Consider the following 18,221-nt stretch of genomic DNA (forward strand, 5'->3'; position numbering starts at 1 on the left):
TATAAAGTGATTTTCCTGCTCAAGTTCAATAGTCATAAAAATTGGGTTTAAAAAAGGTAAAAAATAGAATTCAGTTATTTACCTTAATAAGCAATGCAATGATGACACCTCAGACAAAATATTCTTTAATCACTTCGACCATCTTAACCGGTTGGTCCGCGTGTATCCAGTGTCCTGCATTTTCTATCGTAACAAATTCTGCTTCTGAGAAATAAATTTTGATTTCTTCGCGGTCTTCGTTTGTCACATAATTTGATTTTGAGCCCAAAACAAAACAGACAGGAATGTAAATCCTATGGTCGGGAGAGAGGGATTCATTTATATTATTGTAATTTTGATAAATGGCTTCCAAATTGAGTTTCCACACAAACTTTTGATCATGTTTTCGGTCCAGATTCTTAAGTATGAACTGGCGGACTCCAAAATCTGGAATGAATGGAATGAGTCCTTCTTCCGCTTCTGACCTTTTGGTCAGCTTGTCCAGGTTGAGTGAAAACATTGCTTTGAAAATTTCTTCATGGCCTCCCTTGTAGGTTTTAATTCCAATGTCTACCACCATAGCTTTGTGGACGAGGGTTTCATCAGTTGCTAGCAATTCCATCACTACCTTACCTCCCATTGAATGCCCAATAATATTTACTTCCCTCAGATTATGCTCATGTACAAATCTTACGAGGTCCTGAGCCATAAGATGGTAATTCATCAAGGGATGATGTGGAGATTTACCATGATTCCGGAGATCGATCAAGTAAATGGTAAATTGATCCGCAAGTGCATTTGCAATGGTCTGCCAATTGTCCAAACTCCCGAACAATCCATGAAGTATCAACAGTGGCGGTCCTTGACCCAGTTTTTTATAGTGTAAAGAAATTGTGTTATTCTCCTCCTGCATGGTATTTTTGCCTTTTGCGCTTAATTAATGTCCAAATTTATACTTAATTCAAATTATCAGCCTTCAGGGGATCAGCCAGATGCTATCAAGCAACTGACTGAAGGGGTGCTGAATGAAGAAAAGGCACAAGTTTTACTCGGTGTGACCGGGTCTGGTAAAACATTTACCATTGCCAATGTCATTGCCAATATCAACAAACCAACCCTGATCCTCTCCCACAACAAAACACTCACCGCACAACTTTACGGTGAATTCAAGGAATTTTTCCCTGACAATGCCGTAGAATATTTTGTATCATATTATGATTATTACCAGCCGGAAGCTTATGTTTTTGTAACAGATACTTATATAGAGAAGGATCTCGCCATCAATGAAGAGGTAGACAAATTAAGGCTCAAGGCAACATCTTCTATACTTTCGGGCAGACGGGATGTGATCGTAGTCGCAACGGTTTCCTGTATTTTCGGAATGGGGAATCCAGAGGATTATAAAGCTGGAATTATTCGTATTCAAAAGGGCCAGGTCATCTCCCGAAATGATTTTTTGTATCGGCTGGTGGACAGTTTGTACAGCCGCACAGAAGGAGATCTGAATCGTGGAAACTTTCGTGTAAAAGGAGACACGGTCGACATCAATTTGCCTTACGTGGATTTTGGAATTCGCATCCACTTTTTTGGGGACCAAATTGAGCAGATCGATGAGATCGAAATTACTTCCGGCAAGCGCATTACCAGCATGGACTTTGCAGCTATCTTTCCTGCGAATCTTTATGTGGCACCCAAGGATAGATTGAAATCCATCCTCCGACATATAGAAGATGAACTGGCCCAACAGAAAAAGTATTTCGAATCAGAAATGAAATACAGCGAGGCGAAACGCATTGAAGAAAGGACTCAATTTGACTTGGAAATGATGCGTGAGCTTGGCTACTGTTCAGGAATAGAAAATTATTCACGATTCTTTGACGGTAGAGCAAAAGGTACTCGACCATTTTGTTTGTTGGACTATTTTCCGGATGATTATCTTTTAGTAATTGACGAAAGTCATGTGACCATTCCTCAGATAAGGGGCATGTGGGGCGGTGACCGAGCGCGTAAAATGAATTTGGTACAATTTGGCTTCAGGTTACCCTCTGCATTGGACAACAGGCCGTTAAGTTTTGAAGAATTTGAGCAGCAGATTAATCAGATTATTTATGTAAGTGCGACTCCTGCAGATTATGAGTTGGGACAAACAGAAGGAATGGTTGTTGAACAAGTTGTGAGGCCAACAGGTTTGCTTGATCCGCCTATTGAAATCAGGCCATCTATCAATCAAATTGATGATTTGCTGGACGAAATTCATAAACGCAAGGCAAAGAATGAAAGGGTGTTGGTCACGACGCTGACTAAAAGAATGTCGGAGGAACTGGCAAAATATTTTCAGGGTCTTAATTTGCTCTGCAAGTACATTCACTCTGAGATTGACACCATGGAGCGCGTGGAGATCCTCAGGGATCTCAGGCTTGGAGATTTTGATGTCTTGGTCGGTGTAAATTTACTGAGAGAAGGATTGGACCTTCCGGAAGTTTCACTGGTTGCAATTTTGGATGCAGACAAAGAAGGTTTTCTAAGAAGTGATCGTTCATTGACCCAGACTGCTGGGCGGGCTGCACGGAATGCCAATGGACTGGTGATCTTTTATGCGGATAAAGTAACCGACTCCATGAGGAGAACTATGGAAGAAACTGAAAGGAGGCGTGCTAAACAAATGGCATACAATATGGAACATGGAATCACGCCAAAGACATTGAGCAAGACCAGAGAGGAGATCATGGCCAAAAGCTCCATATTGGATTTGAGAGGCAAACAACCTAATGTTTATACAGGTCCTGAAGAGGGTATTATCGCTGCAGATCCTGTAGTAGAATATTTGAACCGCACACAAATCGAAAAACTTATTGCAGAAACAGAAAAGAAGATGAAACAAGCAGCCAAGGATCTTGATTTTATAACTGCTGCACAGCATAGAGATGAAATGAATCTCTTAAAAAAGAAACTACAGGGTTTGGCTTAGATTTTTCTGTCTTTCCACTCAAGAGATATTGGAAACCAAGACAACAACCCAAGTACTAAAAAATAAATAGTATACAAAAGCTCAAGTGGTAAAATCCATTTTAATAAATATCCTCGCTTGAAAAACATGCTAGATTGTCGAATTAAAATAAAGTCCATTAGAAAATGTAAGAACAACATTCCCAACCCAGCATATAAATAAATAGGTAATTCTAACATTAAAGCCAAAAGTGTAAATGCAGGCAAGCTCAATCTGAATACCCAAACGAAAGATGAGACTAATAACATGTTGAAGGAGGATGCACTCTTCATTTTTCCGGCCCATCTAAGACGTTGTGATAAGAGTGCTCGAACAGTTCTGATGGCGCTTGTCTGAACAGAAGCCTGATTTGATTTTAATGCATACACTTTGCCGGGATAGATTTTTTTTACCTTTTGGATGAGAAAAAGATCATCTCCTGAAGCGATGTGTTGGTTGTTATCGTAAGGATCTGTCTCTTGAAAGACCGATTTCTCATAAGCAAGATTTGCCCCACTACCAAGATAGAACATTCCCGAGCGAATCCCTACCAAATGCACCATGAAAGAATTGACAAAATCCATGTCCTGAAATAAATTCAGCAAGGTTTTTTCTTTTTTGACTAATACTGGCGCTACAATAAGCTTGGGTTTAAATTTTTCATAATACGCGACTATTGTTCTGAGCCAGTCTTCTCCATGAATGCAATCCGCATCTGTAGTTATCATCAAATGACCTGTGGCATGACTGATTCCATATGAAATGGCTTTTTTCTTTGAACCTGTGATGGTAGTACGTTTATAAACACCCAACCTCATCACTCTTAACCGCTGATCTTTGATGTTTTCAAGTATTTCAGGGGTGGCATCATCTGACTGATCATCCACCACAATCAGTTCAATTAAATCGTAGGGATAATTTTGAGCTAAAATAGAATTGGTACATTGTTGAATACTTTCTTCTTCATTTCTTGCAGGGACAATCACACTTACTTTCGTTGAAGGGGTAAATGCAAAATCTATGATAAATTCCTTTTGTTTTCGCCAATGAACCAGAAAGATCAGGCTAAGAATGATATAGATAAAAGAAAGAAATGCAACGGTAATGAGAAATATCAGCACAAAAAAAGTTTATTCAAACAAATCGTCGTAGCCAGACAAGGCTTTTTCCTTTTCAGCTGACTTTTTATTTAAATCTTTGGAACCTGCATTTGGGTCCATTACTTCTTCGTAAGCTGTATATTTTTCTTCGAATGCATGGTCTGAAGACTCAGGTTGCATCACCCCAAAATTTTTATAAGCCCAGGCTTTAAAAATTAAACCAATAGAGACCAAAGGAAGCCCAATGAGCTGTAGTCCGATGTGCAACATGCCACCAATGAAGCTGGCCTTAAAGGTTTGGAGGATAATTTTAATGTGATTACCTACCACTCTCGGATAAATAATAACGGCTGCAATTAGAAAGATCGGGGATAAAAAAAACAGAATCCTGTATACATGATAAAACAAATACAGGAATACACCCACAAAGGCAAGCAACACGAGTGTGCCAATAATCCTTTGGTAAAGATTCTTGTCGGAATTAAAAGTATATGTTTTATTCTGGATCATGTTCGCCAAGCAAATATAGCACAAATTTATGCATTAAAATAATAAATAATATGTTAATGTTGAATATTAACTTATTACGCTTGAATGGGATCAAAATGGGTTAAATACAATCTGGAAAATAAACCATTGGGATGTGCTAAAAGTTCCTGCTGGCTGCCTGATTCTACAATTTTTCCTTTTTCCAGCACAAGTATCTTGTCCACATTTTTAATGGTAGAAAGCCTGTGGGCTATAATGATAGAAGTTCTTCCTTTTGTAAGTTTGTCAATAGCATTCTGGATTATGGCCTCTGTCTGGTTATCAATTGAAGAAGTGGCTTCATCCAATATCAGGATATTGGGTTGGTAAACCAAAGCCCTTACAAATGAGATCAATTGGCGTTGGCCCATGGATAAGTTGGAGCCTCGTTCTGTTACCTGATATTCATATCCACCCGGTAACACCTTGAAGAAAATATCGGCTCCAATAGTTTTGGAGGCTTCCTCAATCTGTTGATGGCTGATGTTAGGATTATTGAGACTGATATTGTCATATACCGAACCATAAAACAAAAATACATCCTGTAGTACCAATCCTATATTACCTCTAAGGGTTTCTAAATCATATTCTTTGATATTGATCCCATCAATAGAAATCACTCCATTTTCCACCTCATAAAGTCGGTTGAGAATACTGATCATGGTCGACTTGCCAGAACCGGTGCTACCTACAATGGCTAAAGATTTGCCGGCTTCCAAAGTAAAGGAAATGTCATTTAAAACCGGAGTAATTCCATCATAGGAAAAGCTTACCCGATCAAATACAACCTCCCCTTTCAGTATATCCAGATGAATATTACCTGAGTCATAATCCTTTTCTTGATTGTCCAGGGTATGAAAAATCCTTCCTCCGGCAATTAAACCCATTTGGAGGCTGTTGAATTTGTCAGCCAGCATTCTTACAGGTTGGAACAATCTGGCAATAAACATTGGAAAGGCAACCAATTGACCCACGGTAACAGCACCTCCAAGCACACCTTTTGCACCCCACCATACCATAAACCCAAGGGAGGCAGCGGATATAATTTCAACCACCGGAAAAAATACTGCATAATAGAATATCCCATCAAGATTTGCTTGCGTATAGGTTTTGTTGATGCTTTTGAATTTGGCTGCAATTTTTTTCTCAGCAGTGAAGATTTGGACTATCCTCATACCGCTGATGTGTTCCTGAAGAAATGAATTCATTCGTGCAACTTCAGTTCGTACACGTTGGTAAGAAACCTTTACTTTTTCTTTAAAAATATAGCTGGCTATCAACAATAGGGGAAAGCTTACCAAAGAAATAAAGGTCAATTTTACACTGGTGTAGAACATCATGCCAAGTATAGTCAAAAGACCCAGCACATCTGCCATTATAGTGATAAGGCCTTCGGCAAATACGACATTTACTGATTCAAGATCATTGACAGTTCTGGTGGTATTGGTTCCAACCGGAGTTTTGTCAAAGTAAGCAAGCTTCATACCCAATAAATGTGCAAAGACTTTATTACGGATGTCTTTAATGACATTTTGCCCAAGGGTATTTGTCAGGATGGTAAAGAGATAACGTAAACCCGTCGTCGTGATTAAAACCAATACAAACAGTAAGGCCATTTTTTGGAGACCAGGAAGGTCTGCCTTCATGATGTGGTTGTCCACCATCAAATGAGTTAAATAAGGGGTCAATGCATTTAATGGAGCCAACAATATTGCTAGAAATGTTGAGGTCCAAAGTATCGATCTGTATGGTTTTGTAAAACCAAACAAACGTCTGAGAATAAAAAAATTGTTGCCTGAATCTGACATTGAGCCAGCAAAATTACAATTATTCTTACAGCATCCCCTCATCTGCAAAGCTGTAATAGCCTTGATCTGAAATTATCAGATGATCGAACACATTAATGTCAAGGGCAATCCCTGCATTTTTTGCTTTTTGTGTCAGGTCGATATCTTGCTGACTTGGCTTGAGATTTCCGGATGGGTGATTATGCGAAAGAATGATTGCAGTAGCCTGAAGTTCCAAGGCCCTCTTAAAAATGATGCGAACATCAACCACCGTACCGGTTAATCCTCCTAAACTAATCTTCTCCGCGCCCAATATGAAATTAGCTCTGTTGAGAAAAACCACCCAACATTCTTCTACTTGTAAATCTTCCATTCTGGAACGTAAGATCTGATAAGCTTCCTGACTGGATTTTAATCCGGTCTTTGGTTTGGCTTCAGCCTGTTGCCGGCGACGGGCCAGTTCCATGGCCGCTTCAATAGTAATGGCTTTAACTGATCCAATACCTTTGAATTTTTTTAGTTTGGCAATCCCCATTCTCCCAAGTTCGAATAGGTTGTTTCCTGAGGCATCTAGAATTTTTTTGGACAGATCAAGAGCACTTTCATTTCTGCTTCCTGATCCTAACAGGATAGAGAGTAGTTCTGCGTTGCTCAGCGCTTCTTTTCCTTTTAAGGCTAGTTTTTCACGGGGACGATCATCCAGTGCCCAGCTTTTAATGCTGCTGCCAGTAGGTGTTTTCATAGGTGTGTTATTTATTTTTTTGTGAATGATAGGGTGCTTACTTTTTGTTTGTCAAATAATTTCAATAGGTAGTTGCCTTGAGGAAGTTCTTGCACATCGAGTTTGATTGGTTGAACAGAAGGTGATCCGTATTTTACCTTTTTGTATAATTGTCCAGATAAATTGTACACTTCAAGATAATCCGGGATCCAGTTAAGTTTAGAAAGATCAATAAATATTTCTCTATTGGCGGGAACCGGAAAAGCAGATATTTTATCCGGGATTTGAAAGTCCCTTGAAGCAGTTGAGTTATTATCAACTTTATACAATTCTGATCCCAGGACATTGGTATATCTGGAGAGGATTATTTGGTTAGGGATGGTATTAAAAATTACCGGCCTGAAGCGGCCACCAAAATCTGTATAACTTTCTGCCTTCAGAGTATCTTGATGGAACCTCCAGATTTCTTTTAATAAAGGAATGGTTTCGATCACAAAATAAATTCTGTTACCTAGAACTTGAATGTTGGCATCTGTGGTTACACCGAAAGCAGAATTATCGACTTTCAAAGTACCTTTTTTGGTTCCGTCAGTAACACAGATATAGGTGTCTCCATTAGATTCTGCTGCATAAAAGTACAAACGGTCTTTATGAACCTTGAAGGCACCATAAGGAGCAGCATCTGTAGTTAAAAATACAGCTTCATTCCTGGTATAATCGTAACTTGAAATATCCTTGTCATTGTGGATAATAAAAGAAGTATTTATAAAAAATACATCTAGGTAATTTGAGGACTCTTTTGACAAGCTTATTTCTTTAGTGCCTGCAGACGTGCCATCTGTAACGATGGTCAGTTTTACAGAATTTTTTATCCCTCCAACAAAGAGCAAAGAATCTACTCCATATGCAGTGTAAACATTATCAAAATTAAATAGACCATTTTTTGAAAGGTAGGATTGAATAGTAAGAGTTCCTGCTGATGTCCCATCTGAAATCATAGGTGCCATCTTGGTGGTGTTGGTGCTGTTGTCAAAAAAGACGGCTCCACCCTTAAAGTTGGATGATTTATAGGTGTTTTTGGTAGTGGCATTGATGTCTGCAATTTTTAAAGTACCATTCACGGTAGCATCGCTTACCCATAATTGATTAGGATTTGGTTTCAGCGGGTCGGCTTGAACAAATAGTAGAACTTTGTTGGTGTCTATTTTCATGATGGCTTCAATAGGCGTTGTTTCAAAACCCCTTACTCCTTTTGTTCCAAGATCTTTACCATTGCTAACAAACAATGTCCTTACCCCCAAAAAACCATCAAAAAATAGTTTGGTACCAGTATTCGTTAAGTGTCCAAAATTGGTAATATTTTCTGCACCTAAAAGTTTCCGGGTTCCCGCATCTGTTCCATCTGAAACAAATATACTTCCAGGACTGAAATCGGTATCTACGCCATGGTAATATAGCTTATTGCCAAATACTATATTCTGCGATGACATGACTCCGGATTGTATACCCGGATATACATCTTTTATTAAAACCTGAGCATTCGACCGGATGCATGCGAACAAAACGAAAAGGACTGTAAACTTTTTCATTCTGCAATTCTACAAAAAAAAACTTTTAGGACAAAGCTTGTCTTAAGTCTTCAATCAAATCTTCCACATCTTCAATGCCCACACTTAACCGCATTAATGAATCTGTTAGGCCAGATTTCAATCGTTCTTCCTTTGGTAAAGAGGCATGGGTCATTGATGCAGGATGTCCAATCAAAGATTCTACACCACCCAGAGACTCTGCACAGGAAAACAATTTAGTTTTCGATAAGACCTTCATGGCAGCTTCTACATCTGTATTTTTAAGATCAAAAGAAACCATTGCTCCGAAATCACGCATCTGACTTTTAGCTACTTCGTGACCCGGGTGATTGCTAAATCCAGGATATAAAACTCTGTTTACATTGGGATGGGAAATAAGAAATTCTGCAATTTTGCGAGCATTTTCACAGGCTCTTTGTACCCTTACATGAAGGGTTTTTATTCCCCTGAGGATCAGAAAACAGTCCATAGGTCCCGGAACAGCACCGCTGGCATTCTGGATAAAATACAATTGCTCTGCAAGCCTCTTATTTTTAGTAATGACCGCTCCATGTACAACATCGCTATGACCACCCAAATATTTGGTTGCGGAATGTAACACGAGATCGGCACCCAGATCTAACGGATTCTGAAGGTAAGGCGATGCGAAAGTATTGTCAACACATACAAGAATATTCCGTTTTGCGGCAATCTTACAAATGGCTTTGATATCTACTATATTTAGCAATGGATTGGTTGGGGTTTCAACCCAGATCAATTTGGTATTTTCATCCAGAGCGGCTTCCACAATATCTGGATCCTGCATGGGAACCAGTTTATTGCTAATGCCAAAGGGTTTGAATATTTTTTCCAACAACCTGAAAGATCCACCATACATGTCATTACTGGCTACCACACCGTCACCGGATTTCAACAATTTAATAATGGCATCCATTGCTGCAAGTCCACTGCCAAAACATATGGCGTCAGTTCCATTTTCCAATGCAGCCAAGTTTTCCTGCAAGGCTGTTCGGGTTGGGTTCTGGGTTCTGGCATATTCATATCCCTTGTGATTTCCAGGCCCATCTTGAACATAGGTGGAGGTCTGGAAAATAGGGGTCATAATTGCTCCTGTGGAAGGATCAGGGTGGACACCTGCATGGATAAGCTTGGTTGCAAATTTCATTTTGTTTCGTTTAAAAAGGAAAAAGATTCAGAGAATAAAAATCAATTATCGACTGAGTACTTTTCTGATTTTTTCAAGTACGTCCTTGACTCCAAGACCATATTTTTCCATCAGTTCCATAGGTTTACCGCTTTCACCAAAGGAATCATTTACGGCAACATATTCTTGTGGTGCAGGGAAATTCATGCTGAGTAATTGTGCAACACTGTCACCTAATCCGCCGTTGCGCTGATGTTCTTCACAACTTACTACCCTGCCGGTTTTTTTGACAGAGTTGAGGATTGCTTCTGTATCCAATGGTTTGATCGTATGAATATTTATCAATTCGCAATTGATTCCTTCTTTATCGAGTTGACGCACAGCCTCCAATGCATTCCAAAGTAAATGTCCGGTAGCAATGACGGTTACGTCTTTACCGTCTTTTAGCTTAAGGGCCTTACCAATTTCGAATTTTTCATTTTCTAGAAAAACAGGCCAATCAGGTCTTCCAAACCTTAGATAAACCGGACCCTTAAATTCTGCTATGGCTTGAGTGGCTGCTTTTGTCTGAGCGTAATCAGCAGGGTTTATTACTGTCATACCGGGAAGCATCTTCATTAAGCCAACATCTTCCAATATCTGATGGGTAGCACCATCTTCACCTAAAGTGATACCGGCATGAGAAGCTGCGATTTTGACATTTTTTTCTGAATAGGCAATGGACTGTCGGATTTGGTCAAAGACCCTGCCAGTTGAAAAGTTAGCAAAAGTACCGGTAAATGGGATCATTCCAGTGGTCGCCAAACCGGCAGCCATACCCATCATATTTGCTTCCGCAATTCCAACCTGAATGAATCGCTCTGGGAATTCTTTTTCAAAGAGGTCCATCTTCAGTGATCCTGCAAGATCTGCACAAAGGGCAATTACTTTTGGGTTCTTTCTGGCGGCTTCCAATAATCCGTCTCCAAAACCATTTCTGGTAGCTTTTTTAGCAGTACTTTGATATTTATCCCAGGTGCTCATAATTAAAAATCTCCTAAAGTTTGTGGCAATTGTGCCAATGCTTTTTCTGCTTGTTCATCATTAGGCGCTACTCCATGCCATTTATGAGTGCCCATCATAAAATCTACTCCAAAACCCATTACAGTCCTCATTAATATGACGACAGGTTTCCCTTGATGTAATTTTCTTTTGGCCATCTCAAGGATGTGCACAACATCATCCATTTGATTTCCTTCCATATGCATTACCTCCCAGCCGAAGGCATGCCATTTGCCGGGAAGATCACCTAGGGAAATGACCTCATCATTAGGACCATCTATTTGCTGACCATTCCAATCTACTGTTACAATGAGATTGTCTATTTTATAATGGGCAGCACACATAATAGCCTCCCAGTTCTGTCCCTCTTGCAATTCTCCGTCACCGGTCAAAACGTAAACGAGCGATGAATCACCACTCATTCTTTTACCCATGGCGGCCCCAAGAGCAACACTCAGGCCCTGGCCTAAAGAGCCAGTAGCAATCCGGACTCCGGGAATGTGCTCATGTGTGGCAGGATGCCCCTGAAGCCGAGAATTTATTTGTCTAAAGGTATTTAATTCTTCCACTGGAAAATGACCTGTTCGGGCAAGTACACTGTAAAGCACCGGAGAAATATGGCCATTGGAAAGAAAAAATAAATCCTCCCCTTGACCCTCCATACTGAAGGGTAATTTGTAATTCAGTGTGTTGAAATAAAGTGCAGTTAAAAAATCCGCACAGCCAAGCGAACCTCCGGGGTGTCCGCTTTTTGCCATCCAGGTCTGCCTGATGATGTCTCGTCTGACTTGTGACGCGATTTGAGTGAGTTCGGCTATCGTCTTCATGGTTTGGCCGCAAAGGTAATGATTGTCCTGTGCTTGTGCTAAAACTGTTGCGAATAAATCATAATATTTGGCCTTTGTGATTTTTTTACGTTTCTTCGGTGCCTAATTAAATTTCTTATGAAATTAGTCCATAATCTTTTTGTTTGCCTCACGTTCTTTTCTATTATTCATCTCTGTCAGGCGCAGGTAAGTTTTCCGGTTAATGGTGTCAGGGAACCGGATCAGTCATGCTTTCTCTTACGACAGGCCACTGTGCATCCTGAACCCGGCATTCAATTGGAAAATACAGATCTTATCATTAGAAACGGTAAAATCGAAACCATAGGTAAAGATTTAAAACCACCCATAGATGCAGTGATAAAAGACTATAAAAACATGCACATTTATCCTTCTCTGATAGACTTGTATGCTGATTACGGGATGCCTGAACCCAAAAAGGCAATTTCAAACAATGCCATGGTCAGCAGTAAGGAGGGTGCATTTTCTTGGAATGAGGCCTTGAAGCCTGAAATTAAAGCGGCTGAATTTTTTACCGTAAAAAATGAACAGGCGCAGAAGTTCAGAGATATTGGATTTGGAATGGTAAACACTCACTTTCCGGATGGAATTTCGCGGGGCAGCTCCACCTTGGTTTTTTTGGGAACAGGAAATGAGCATGAGATGATATTAAAATCAGAGGTTGCACATCAATTAACTTTTAATAAAGGATTATCCTCACAAGATTATCCCGGCTCTCTGATGGGATGTCTGGCATTGCTACGCCAAACCTATCTGGATGCGGCTTATTATGAAAAAGTTATAAAACCAAAGGAAGTTAATCTTTCCTTGGAAGCATGGAATCGCAACGGATCATTGTTGCAGATTTTTGCTGCCAATGACAAATTCGACATCCTTAGAATTGACAAATTAGCAAAAGAATTTAATCAAAATTTTATCATCAAATCAAATGGAGATGAATATCAACGTATAGAGGAAGTTAAAAAGACAAATGCAAGACTGATAGTTCCACTAAAATTTCCACCATTGTATGAGGTGGAGGATCCATATGATGCCGAGCAAATTGATTTGGCAGATTTAAAACACTGGGAACTTGCTCCTTACAATCCTGCATTCCTTGAGAAAAACAATGTAGAGTTTAGTTTTACCACCAATGGACTTAAAGATCAAAAAGATTTCTTGCCAAATTTACGCAAAGCTGTAAAGCTCGGTTTAAGCAAAAATAAAGCGCTGGAAGCTTTAACTACTACTCCAGCCAAATGGATGGGTTTGGATAATGTAATAGGGAGTTTGGCTAAAGGGAAATGGGCAAATATGATCATTACAAATGGAGATTTACTTGAAGAAAAAACGCAGATTTATGAAAACTGGATAAAAGGACAATCTTATGTGGTCAAAAGATTTGAGACGGATAACTATAGTGGTAATTACAAAATGCAATTAGGTCCTAAGTCTTATGAAATAATGTTGGTAAAAAAAGAAGACAAGTATGAATGTACAATTCTTACGAATGATTCAATGAAACTTAATCTGCAAATCAAAATTGAAGGTCGCTATCTGAACGGTAAGTTTACGGATGAAAATAAACAAGTTTATCTGTTGAGTGCAACTGAACAGGAAGGAATTTTCATCGGTCAAAGTATTGGATCTGATGGAATTGTTAAGATCTTTCAGATGAAACTTAATGATGATCTGGGGAAAGAATTTAAAGTGGACACCAAAGAAAAAAATGCAAACATACCGGATACTGTATCAATGGTAACCTATCCTTTCATGGCCTATGGATGGATGGAAAAACCTGTTCAGAAAAAGTATTTAATTAAAAATGCTACAATATGGACTTGCGAAAAAGATGGAAATCTAAGTAATACAGACTTGTTGATAGAAAATGGAAAAATTAAGAAAATAGCAAAAAGTATTTCGGATGAAACGGCGATCGTCATCAATGCTTCCGGAAAACATCTTACTCCTGGTATAATTGATGAGCACAGCCATATCGCAATCTCGCGCGGTGTAAATGAATGCACAGAAGCATCAACTGCTGAGGTACGAATCGGAGATGTGATCAATTCTGATGACATCAATATTTATCGTCAACTTTCAGGTGGTGTGACAACCTCTCAATTACTGCATGGTTCCTGTAATCCAATTGGAGGCCAATCTGCAATCATCAAATTGAGATGGGGTTCATCACCGGATGAAATGAAATTTGAAGGAGCTGACCCTTTTATCAAATTTGCTTTAGGTGAAAATGTAAAACGATCTGGTGGAAACAACAATCAAAGATTTCCAGACACCCGAATGGGCGTAGAACAAGTTTATATTGATTATTTTACCCGTGCCAAATCTTATAGTGACGACATAAAGAAATTTGGCCCCGACAAGGTGAGAAGAAATCTTGATTTGGAAACGTTGGCAGAAATATTGGACAAAAAGAGATTTATAACTTGTCATTCCTATGTTCAGTCAGAGATCAATATGTTGATGCATGTTGCTGAGCGATTTAATTTCAGGGTAAATACCTTTACACATATTTTGGAAGGCTACAAAGTGGCTGATAAGATGAAAAAGCATGGGGTTGGCGCTGCTTCATTTTCAGACTGGTGGGCTTATAAATTTGAGGTATATGAAGCCATCCCATACAATGGAGCCATCTTGCATAACCAGGGTGTCACAACAGCTTTTAACAGTGACGATGCAGAAATGGCTCGTCGGCTGAATCAGGAATCTGCTAAAGCAATTAAATATGGAAATTTGTCAGAAACAGAGGCCTTAAAATTTGTGACGCTAAATCCTGCAAAATTATTACATCTTGATCATCGGGTAGGCAGTCTTAAAGAAGGGAAGGATGCCGATGTGGTGCTTTGGAATGGGAATCCTTTGTCGGTCTATTCGTTGGTTGAAAAAACATTTATTGATGGAATAAAATATTTTGACAAAGATGAACAAGTCAACAAACAAGAATTCATCCGAAAAGAACGTGCACGCATCATCCAGAAAATGTTGCAACAGAAATCTTTAGGGTCAACAACAACCCCATTCCGCTCACCAACTAAAAAACTATATCATTGCGATTCTGTTGAGGGAGAGACTCTTAATTCTGACAATGATTTAAATTCACATCATCATGAATAGCATACAGCTTATTTCAATTAAATCCATGCAATTTTTTTCATTATTGGTCTTGCAACTAGGTTCATTTTCGCATTTTTTGCAAGCTCAAATCCCGGTTGGTGTCCAAAAGGAAGAAATGGCATTTTACAATGCAAGGATTCATACTGGCAAGGGTGCAGTTATTAACAATGGAGTACTGATTTTTAATAATGGAAAAATCAGTTATGTAGGAGATGATAATACTAAAGTCAAATCGGTAAAAAATTCAATAGATCTTCAGTCTCAGGAAATATATCCAGGTTTTATTGCTGCGGGAACTACTTTAGGTCTGGAAGAGATATCTGCTGTGAAAGCTACACAGGACAGCCGCGAATTGGGAAATTTGAATCCCAACTTAAGGGCTGTGATTGCATACAATACCGATTCTAAAGTAATTCCAACTGTCAGATCAAACGGTGTTCTTTTGGCTCAGATTGCCCCTACAGGTGGAGTGATTTCAGGACAGTCTTCTATTGTCCAGTTAGATGCATGGAATTGGGAAGATGCTGCTTATTCTGAAGACGAAGGTGTCTGGTTGAATTGGCCAAATAACTATTCAAATGGTGGCTGGTGGGGAGAACCTCAAAAATCTACAGCCAATGAAAATTATATCAAGGAAGTTGAGTCTTTGAATAATTATTTTTCAAGGGCAAAAGCATACAGCAAATCATCAGGTGGGGAGATAAACCTTGCTTTTGAATCCATGAAGGGATTGTGGAAAAATCAGAAAAAATTATTTATAAGGGTCAATAACGCAAAAGCTATTATACAGGCAATTTTGTTTTGTGAGCAATTCGAAATTAAGCCTGTGATTGTAGGTGGAGATGATGCATGGAAAATTACTGATTTCTTGAAGGCCAGAAATATTTCTATTATATTGGGGAGGATACATAGCCTGCCAACTCGAGAAGATGAGAATGTATTTCAACCTTATCTGAATCCAGGAATTCTTAAAAAAGCAGGTATTCTTTTTGGAATAAGTGATGAAGGATTTTGGCAACAACGAAATTTGGCTTTTCAAGCCGGGCAGGCTGTTGCGGGCGGATTATCTCATGAAGATGCAATTGCTTCTGTAACATCATCGGTTGCTGAAATTCTTGGCATTGCCCACCGTACAGGCAGTTTGGAAGTAGGTAAGGATGCCACATTTTTTATTTCCAAAGGCGATGCGCTTGATATTAAAAGTCAAGACATAAACATGGCTTTTATTCTGGGAAGACAGATAGATTTGGATAACCTACACAAACAATTGTATAAGAAGTATTCAGAAAAGTACAGTCGTCAATAATTAGGTAGTTTCCAAGGAAGGTAAAGTAAGGAATATTTTTGAAATTTCTTTTCAGAGCAAGACCCTTCCAATTGCAAGGAGGTTGTATTTAACAGGTAACAATCAAAAAATATTTTTTTTCATTTGGTTAAGATAATTAGTTTACCTTTGTAATTAACTAAATGGTTAAACCAAATGGTTAAGGCAGACAAAGATGACAATACCAGGGAGAAAATTCTGGAAGCGGCCCGCAAGGTCATGATTCGGAAAGGGCATGCTGGAGCAAGGATGCAGGATATTGCTGACGAGGCTGGCATCAACAAAGCCCTCGTGCATTACTATTTTCGAAATAAAGAGTCGTTATTTGAACTAATTTTTAAGGAAGCTTTTCTAATTTTAATCCCAAGGATGAATGAAATATTCAGTGATTCATCCGGAGATTTCTTTGATAAAATACGTGCTTTCACTCATGCCTACATCGACATGGTGATCAGAAATCCATTCATACCAATGTTTGTTCTAAATGAGATAAATACCAACCCAGACGCTTTTAACAAAGGGCTTTTATCTGATTTTAAGAAATTACCTTTTGGTGAATTTCAAAATGCCATAGACCGTGCAATTAAAGAACAAAAAATAAAGTACATTGATCCAATACAATTAATGATGCATATTATGGGGATGTGCGTGTTCCCTTTTCTCGCGAAACCTATGTTTAAAAAATTACTAAACCTCAACGATAAGGAATATATGGCCATTCTAGAAATGCGTAAAAGAGAGGTAGCAGATTTTGTGATACAATCTTTGATAATTTAATTTCAGAAGCATGAAAATAATAAATAGTTCACTTTTCAATTTGCTTATTTGGACAATTGTTTGTCATGTCATCAAAGCCCAGGATACAGTCAGCCTAGAACAATTAAATGAAATGGCTATTCAGCAATTTCCTTTAACCAGACAACGCGTTTTGGTTGATGAAAATTTGGCAATTCAAAAGAGTATTTTTCAATCCTCTTACCTGCCGCAGGCAAATATTTCTGCACAGGCCGGTTGGCAATCAGAAGTAACTGAGCTACCTATCAAAATACCAGGCGTTCCAATAAACACCCTTGCCAAAGACCAATATCGCATTCAAATGGAGGTCACTCAGTTGTTATATGATGGTGGGTTGGTAAAGAATCAAAAAAAAATAAGTACACTTAATTCAACTACAGAGCTCCAAAAAATCTCAGTAGAACAGTATAAAATTAAAGAAAAAATTCTTCAGTTAGTTGTACAAATACATACTCTCGATGCACTTAATAATCAAACTGTGTTGTTACAGGAGGACCTTAGACAAGCTATTAACAAAGCTGAAGTCCAGGTCAATCAGGGTGTTGCCTTTAAATCCGCACTTTATAGTTTACAGGCTGAATATATTCGCACTTTGCAAAAGCAAACTGAAATTATAAGTGCACGGTCTTCATTATACAATACATTATCACTTCTATCAGGAAAATCTATTACCGATCAAACCAAAATAGTCTTACCAAAACCTGATGAAGTTAATTTTTCTAAATCAAATCAAAGGCTGGAATTGTCATTGTTCGATAGCCAGATAGCTGCTGTTAGGCAACAGGATAAATTAAATAAGGTCAGAATTATGCCAAGATTGACCGCATTTGCTCAAGGAGGTTATGGTCGACCTGGATTAAATTTCCTTAATAATGAATTTGATCCTTTTTTTATTGGTGGAATAAAAGCGTTTTGGAATCCTACTGCTGTCTATAATTTAAAAAAAGAAAGACAAATCATACAAATTAATAAAAACATGCTTGAGCTGCAGAAGGATAACTTTCTTTTGAACAACAGTATTCAGCTCAGTCAATCAGAGAGCGAACTTTTGAGATATAAGGAGTTAATTAAGGCGGATGAAGAACTCATTGTGTTGAGACGAAAGATTAAGACTTCTGCAGCAGCACAACTGGATCAAGGGGTCATAACAAGTGCCGATTATATCAGAGAACTCAACGCAGAAGATCAGGCCAAACAAAGCTTAATTATTCATCAACTACAATATCTACAATCATTAATTCAGTACAAATATATTTTAGGTCAGTAAT

14 protein-coding genes are annotated in these 18,221 nt (G+C 38.7%); 5 read left to right on the forward strand and 9 right to left on the reverse strand.

Going from position 1 to position 18,221, the window contains the following annotated elements; all coding sequences use genetic code 11:
• Positions 1-109: 109 nt before the first annotated feature.
• A complete protein-coding gene (locus IPJ53_02595; GenBank protein MBK7797977.1) occupies positions 110-892 on the reverse strand; it encodes an alpha/beta fold hydrolase in 783 nt (260 codons plus the stop codon).
• A gap of 27 nt (positions 893-919) precedes the next feature.
• Between IPJ53_02595 and uvrB the strand changes: the two genes are divergently transcribed.
• On the forward strand, positions 920-2,947 hold the full coding sequence (uvrB, locus tag IPJ53_02600; protein ID MBK7797978.1) for an excinuclease ABC subunit UvrB: 2,028 nt from the start codon (positions 920-922) through the stop codon (positions 2,945-2,947).
• On the opposite strand, the gene IPJ53_02605 is transcribed toward uvrB, so the two are convergent.
• From IPJ53_02605 to IPJ53_02640, 8 genes are all read right to left on the reverse strand, one after another.
• On the reverse strand, positions 2,944-4,086 hold the full coding sequence (locus tag IPJ53_02605) for a glycosyltransferase (GenBank protein MBK7797979.1): 1,143 nt from the start codon (positions 4,084-4,086) through the stop codon (positions 2,944-2,946). The two genes, uvrB and IPJ53_02605, sit on opposite strands and share 4 nt — an antisense overlap.
• A gap of 9 nt (positions 4,087-4,095) precedes the next feature.
• Positions 4,096-4,575 (reverse strand): hypothetical protein, encoded by a 480-nt coding sequence (locus IPJ53_02610; GenBank protein ID MBK7797980.1) that lies wholly within the window; start codon positions 4,573-4,575, stop codon positions 4,096-4,098.
• A 74-nt stretch (positions 4,576-4,649) separates the two neighbouring features.
• Positions 4,650-6,401 (reverse strand): ABC transporter ATP-binding protein, encoded by a 1,752-nt coding sequence (locus IPJ53_02615; GenBank protein MBK7797981.1) that lies wholly within the window; start codon positions 6,399-6,401, stop codon positions 4,650-4,652.
• A 25-nt stretch (positions 6,402-6,426) separates the two neighbouring features.
• A complete protein-coding gene (gene radC / locus IPJ53_02620) occupies positions 6,427-7,122 on the reverse strand; it encodes a DNA repair protein RadC (GenBank protein ID MBK7797982.1) in 696 nt (231 codons plus the stop codon).
• 11 nt (positions 7,123-7,133) lie between these two features.
• Entirely contained in the window at positions 7,134-8,690 is a 1,557-nt protein-coding gene (locus IPJ53_02625) for a T9SS type A sorting domain-containing protein (protein ID MBK7797983.1), read from the reverse strand.
• Positions 8,691-8,715: 25 nt separating this feature from the next.
• Positions 8,716-9,855: a cystathionine gamma-synthase gene (locus tag IPJ53_02630; protein ID MBK7797984.1), complete on the reverse strand. Its 1,140-nt coding sequence runs from the start codon at positions 9,853-9,855 to the stop codon at positions 8,716-8,718.
• 45 nt (positions 9,856-9,900) lie between these two features.
• The gene (locus IPJ53_02635) at positions 9,901-10,857 is read right to left on the reverse strand and encodes a transketolase family protein (protein ID MBK7797985.1); all 957 of its coding nucleotides are present in this window, start codon (positions 10,855-10,857) and stop codon (positions 9,901-9,903) included.
• Between the two features lie 2 nt (positions 10,858-10,859).
• Positions 10,860-11,702 (reverse strand): transketolase, encoded by an 843-nt coding sequence (locus tag IPJ53_02640; GenBank protein ID MBK7797986.1) that lies wholly within the window; start codon positions 11,700-11,702, stop codon positions 10,860-10,862.
• 117 nt (positions 11,703-11,819) lie between these two features.
• Here IPJ53_02640 and IPJ53_02645 point away from each other — a divergent pair, with 117 nt between their 5' ends.
• The 4 genes from IPJ53_02645 to IPJ53_02660 all read left to right on the forward strand — a co-directional run bounded on the left by IPJ53_02645 (position 11,820) and on the right by IPJ53_02660 (position 18,220).
• Entirely contained in the window at positions 11,820-14,834 is a 3,015-nt protein-coding gene (locus IPJ53_02645) for an amidohydrolase family protein (protein MBK7797987.1), read from the forward strand.
• Positions 14,827-16,140, forward strand: coding sequence for an amidohydrolase family protein (locus IPJ53_02650; GenBank protein MBK7797988.1), 1,314 nt, complete (start codon positions 14,827-14,829; stop codon positions 16,138-16,140). Before IPJ53_02645 ends, IPJ53_02650 begins: the two co-directional genes overlap by 8 nt.
• A gap of 174 nt (positions 16,141-16,314) precedes the next feature.
• Positions 16,315-16,935, forward strand: a complete 621-nt coding sequence (locus tag IPJ53_02655) for a TetR/AcrR family transcriptional regulator (protein MBK7797989.1) — start codon at positions 16,315-16,317, stop codon at positions 16,933-16,935.
• Positions 16,936-16,945: 10 nt separating this feature from the next.
• Positions 16,946-18,220, forward strand: a complete 1,275-nt coding sequence (locus IPJ53_02660) for a TolC family protein (GenBank protein MBK7797990.1) — start codon at positions 16,946-16,948, stop codon at positions 18,218-18,220.
• The last annotated feature ends 1 nt before the right edge of the window (position 18,221 follow it).

It is taken from the genome of Candidatus Vicinibacter affinis (assembly GCA_016714365.1).
GTDB classification, from domain to species: Bacteria; Bacteroidota; Bacteroidia; order Chitinophagales; family Saprospiraceae; genus Vicinibacter; species Vicinibacter affinis.

Excerpts from the sequence above, each read along its gene's own strand:
- radC (MBK7797982.1), bottom strand. The coding sequence starts at position 7,122 with ATGAAAACACCTACTGGCAGCAGCATTAAAAGCTGGGCACTGGATGAT.
- IPJ53_02640 (MBK7797986.1), bottom strand. The coding sequence starts at position 11,702 with ATGAAGACGATAGCCGAACTCACTCAAATCGCGTCACAAGTCAGACGA.
- IPJ53_02655 (MBK7797989.1), top strand. The coding sequence starts at position 16,315 with ATGGTTAAGGCAGACAAAGATGACAATACCAGGGAGAAAATTCTGGAA.
- IPJ53_02635 (MBK7797985.1), bottom strand. The coding sequence starts at position 10,857 with ATGAGCACCTGGGATAAATATCAAAGTACTGCTAAAAAAGCTACCAGA.
- IPJ53_02615 (MBK7797981.1), bottom strand. The coding sequence starts at position 6,401 with ATGTCAGATTCAGGCAACAATTTTTTTATTCTCAGACGTTTGTTTGGT.
- IPJ53_02660 (MBK7797990.1), top strand. The coding sequence starts at position 16,946 with ATGAAAATAATAAATAGTTCACTTTTCAATTTGCTTATTTGGACAATT.
- IPJ53_02595 (MBK7797977.1), bottom strand. The coding sequence starts at position 892 with ATGCAGGAGGAGAATAACACAATTTCTTTACACTATAAAAAACTGGGT.
- IPJ53_02650 (MBK7797988.1), top strand. The coding sequence starts at position 14,827 with ATGAATAGCATACAGCTTATTTCAATTAAATCCATGCAATTTTTTTCA.
- IPJ53_02645 (MBK7797987.1), top strand. The coding sequence starts at position 11,820 with ATGAAATTAGTCCATAATCTTTTTGTTTGCCTCACGTTCTTTTCTATT.
- uvrB (MBK7797978.1), top strand. The coding sequence starts at position 920 with ATGTCCAAATTTATACTTAATTCAAATTATCAGCCTTCAGGGGATCAG.
- IPJ53_02625 (MBK7797983.1), bottom strand. The coding sequence starts at position 8,690 with ATGAAAAAGTTTACAGTCCTTTTCGTTTTGTTCGCATGCATCCGGTCG.
- IPJ53_02610 (MBK7797980.1), bottom strand. The coding sequence starts at position 4,575 with ATGATCCAGAATAAAACATATACTTTTAATTCCGACAAGAATCTTTAC.
- IPJ53_02630 (MBK7797984.1), bottom strand. The coding sequence starts at position 9,855 with ATGAAATTTGCAACCAAGCTTATCCATGCAGGTGTCCACCCTGATCCT.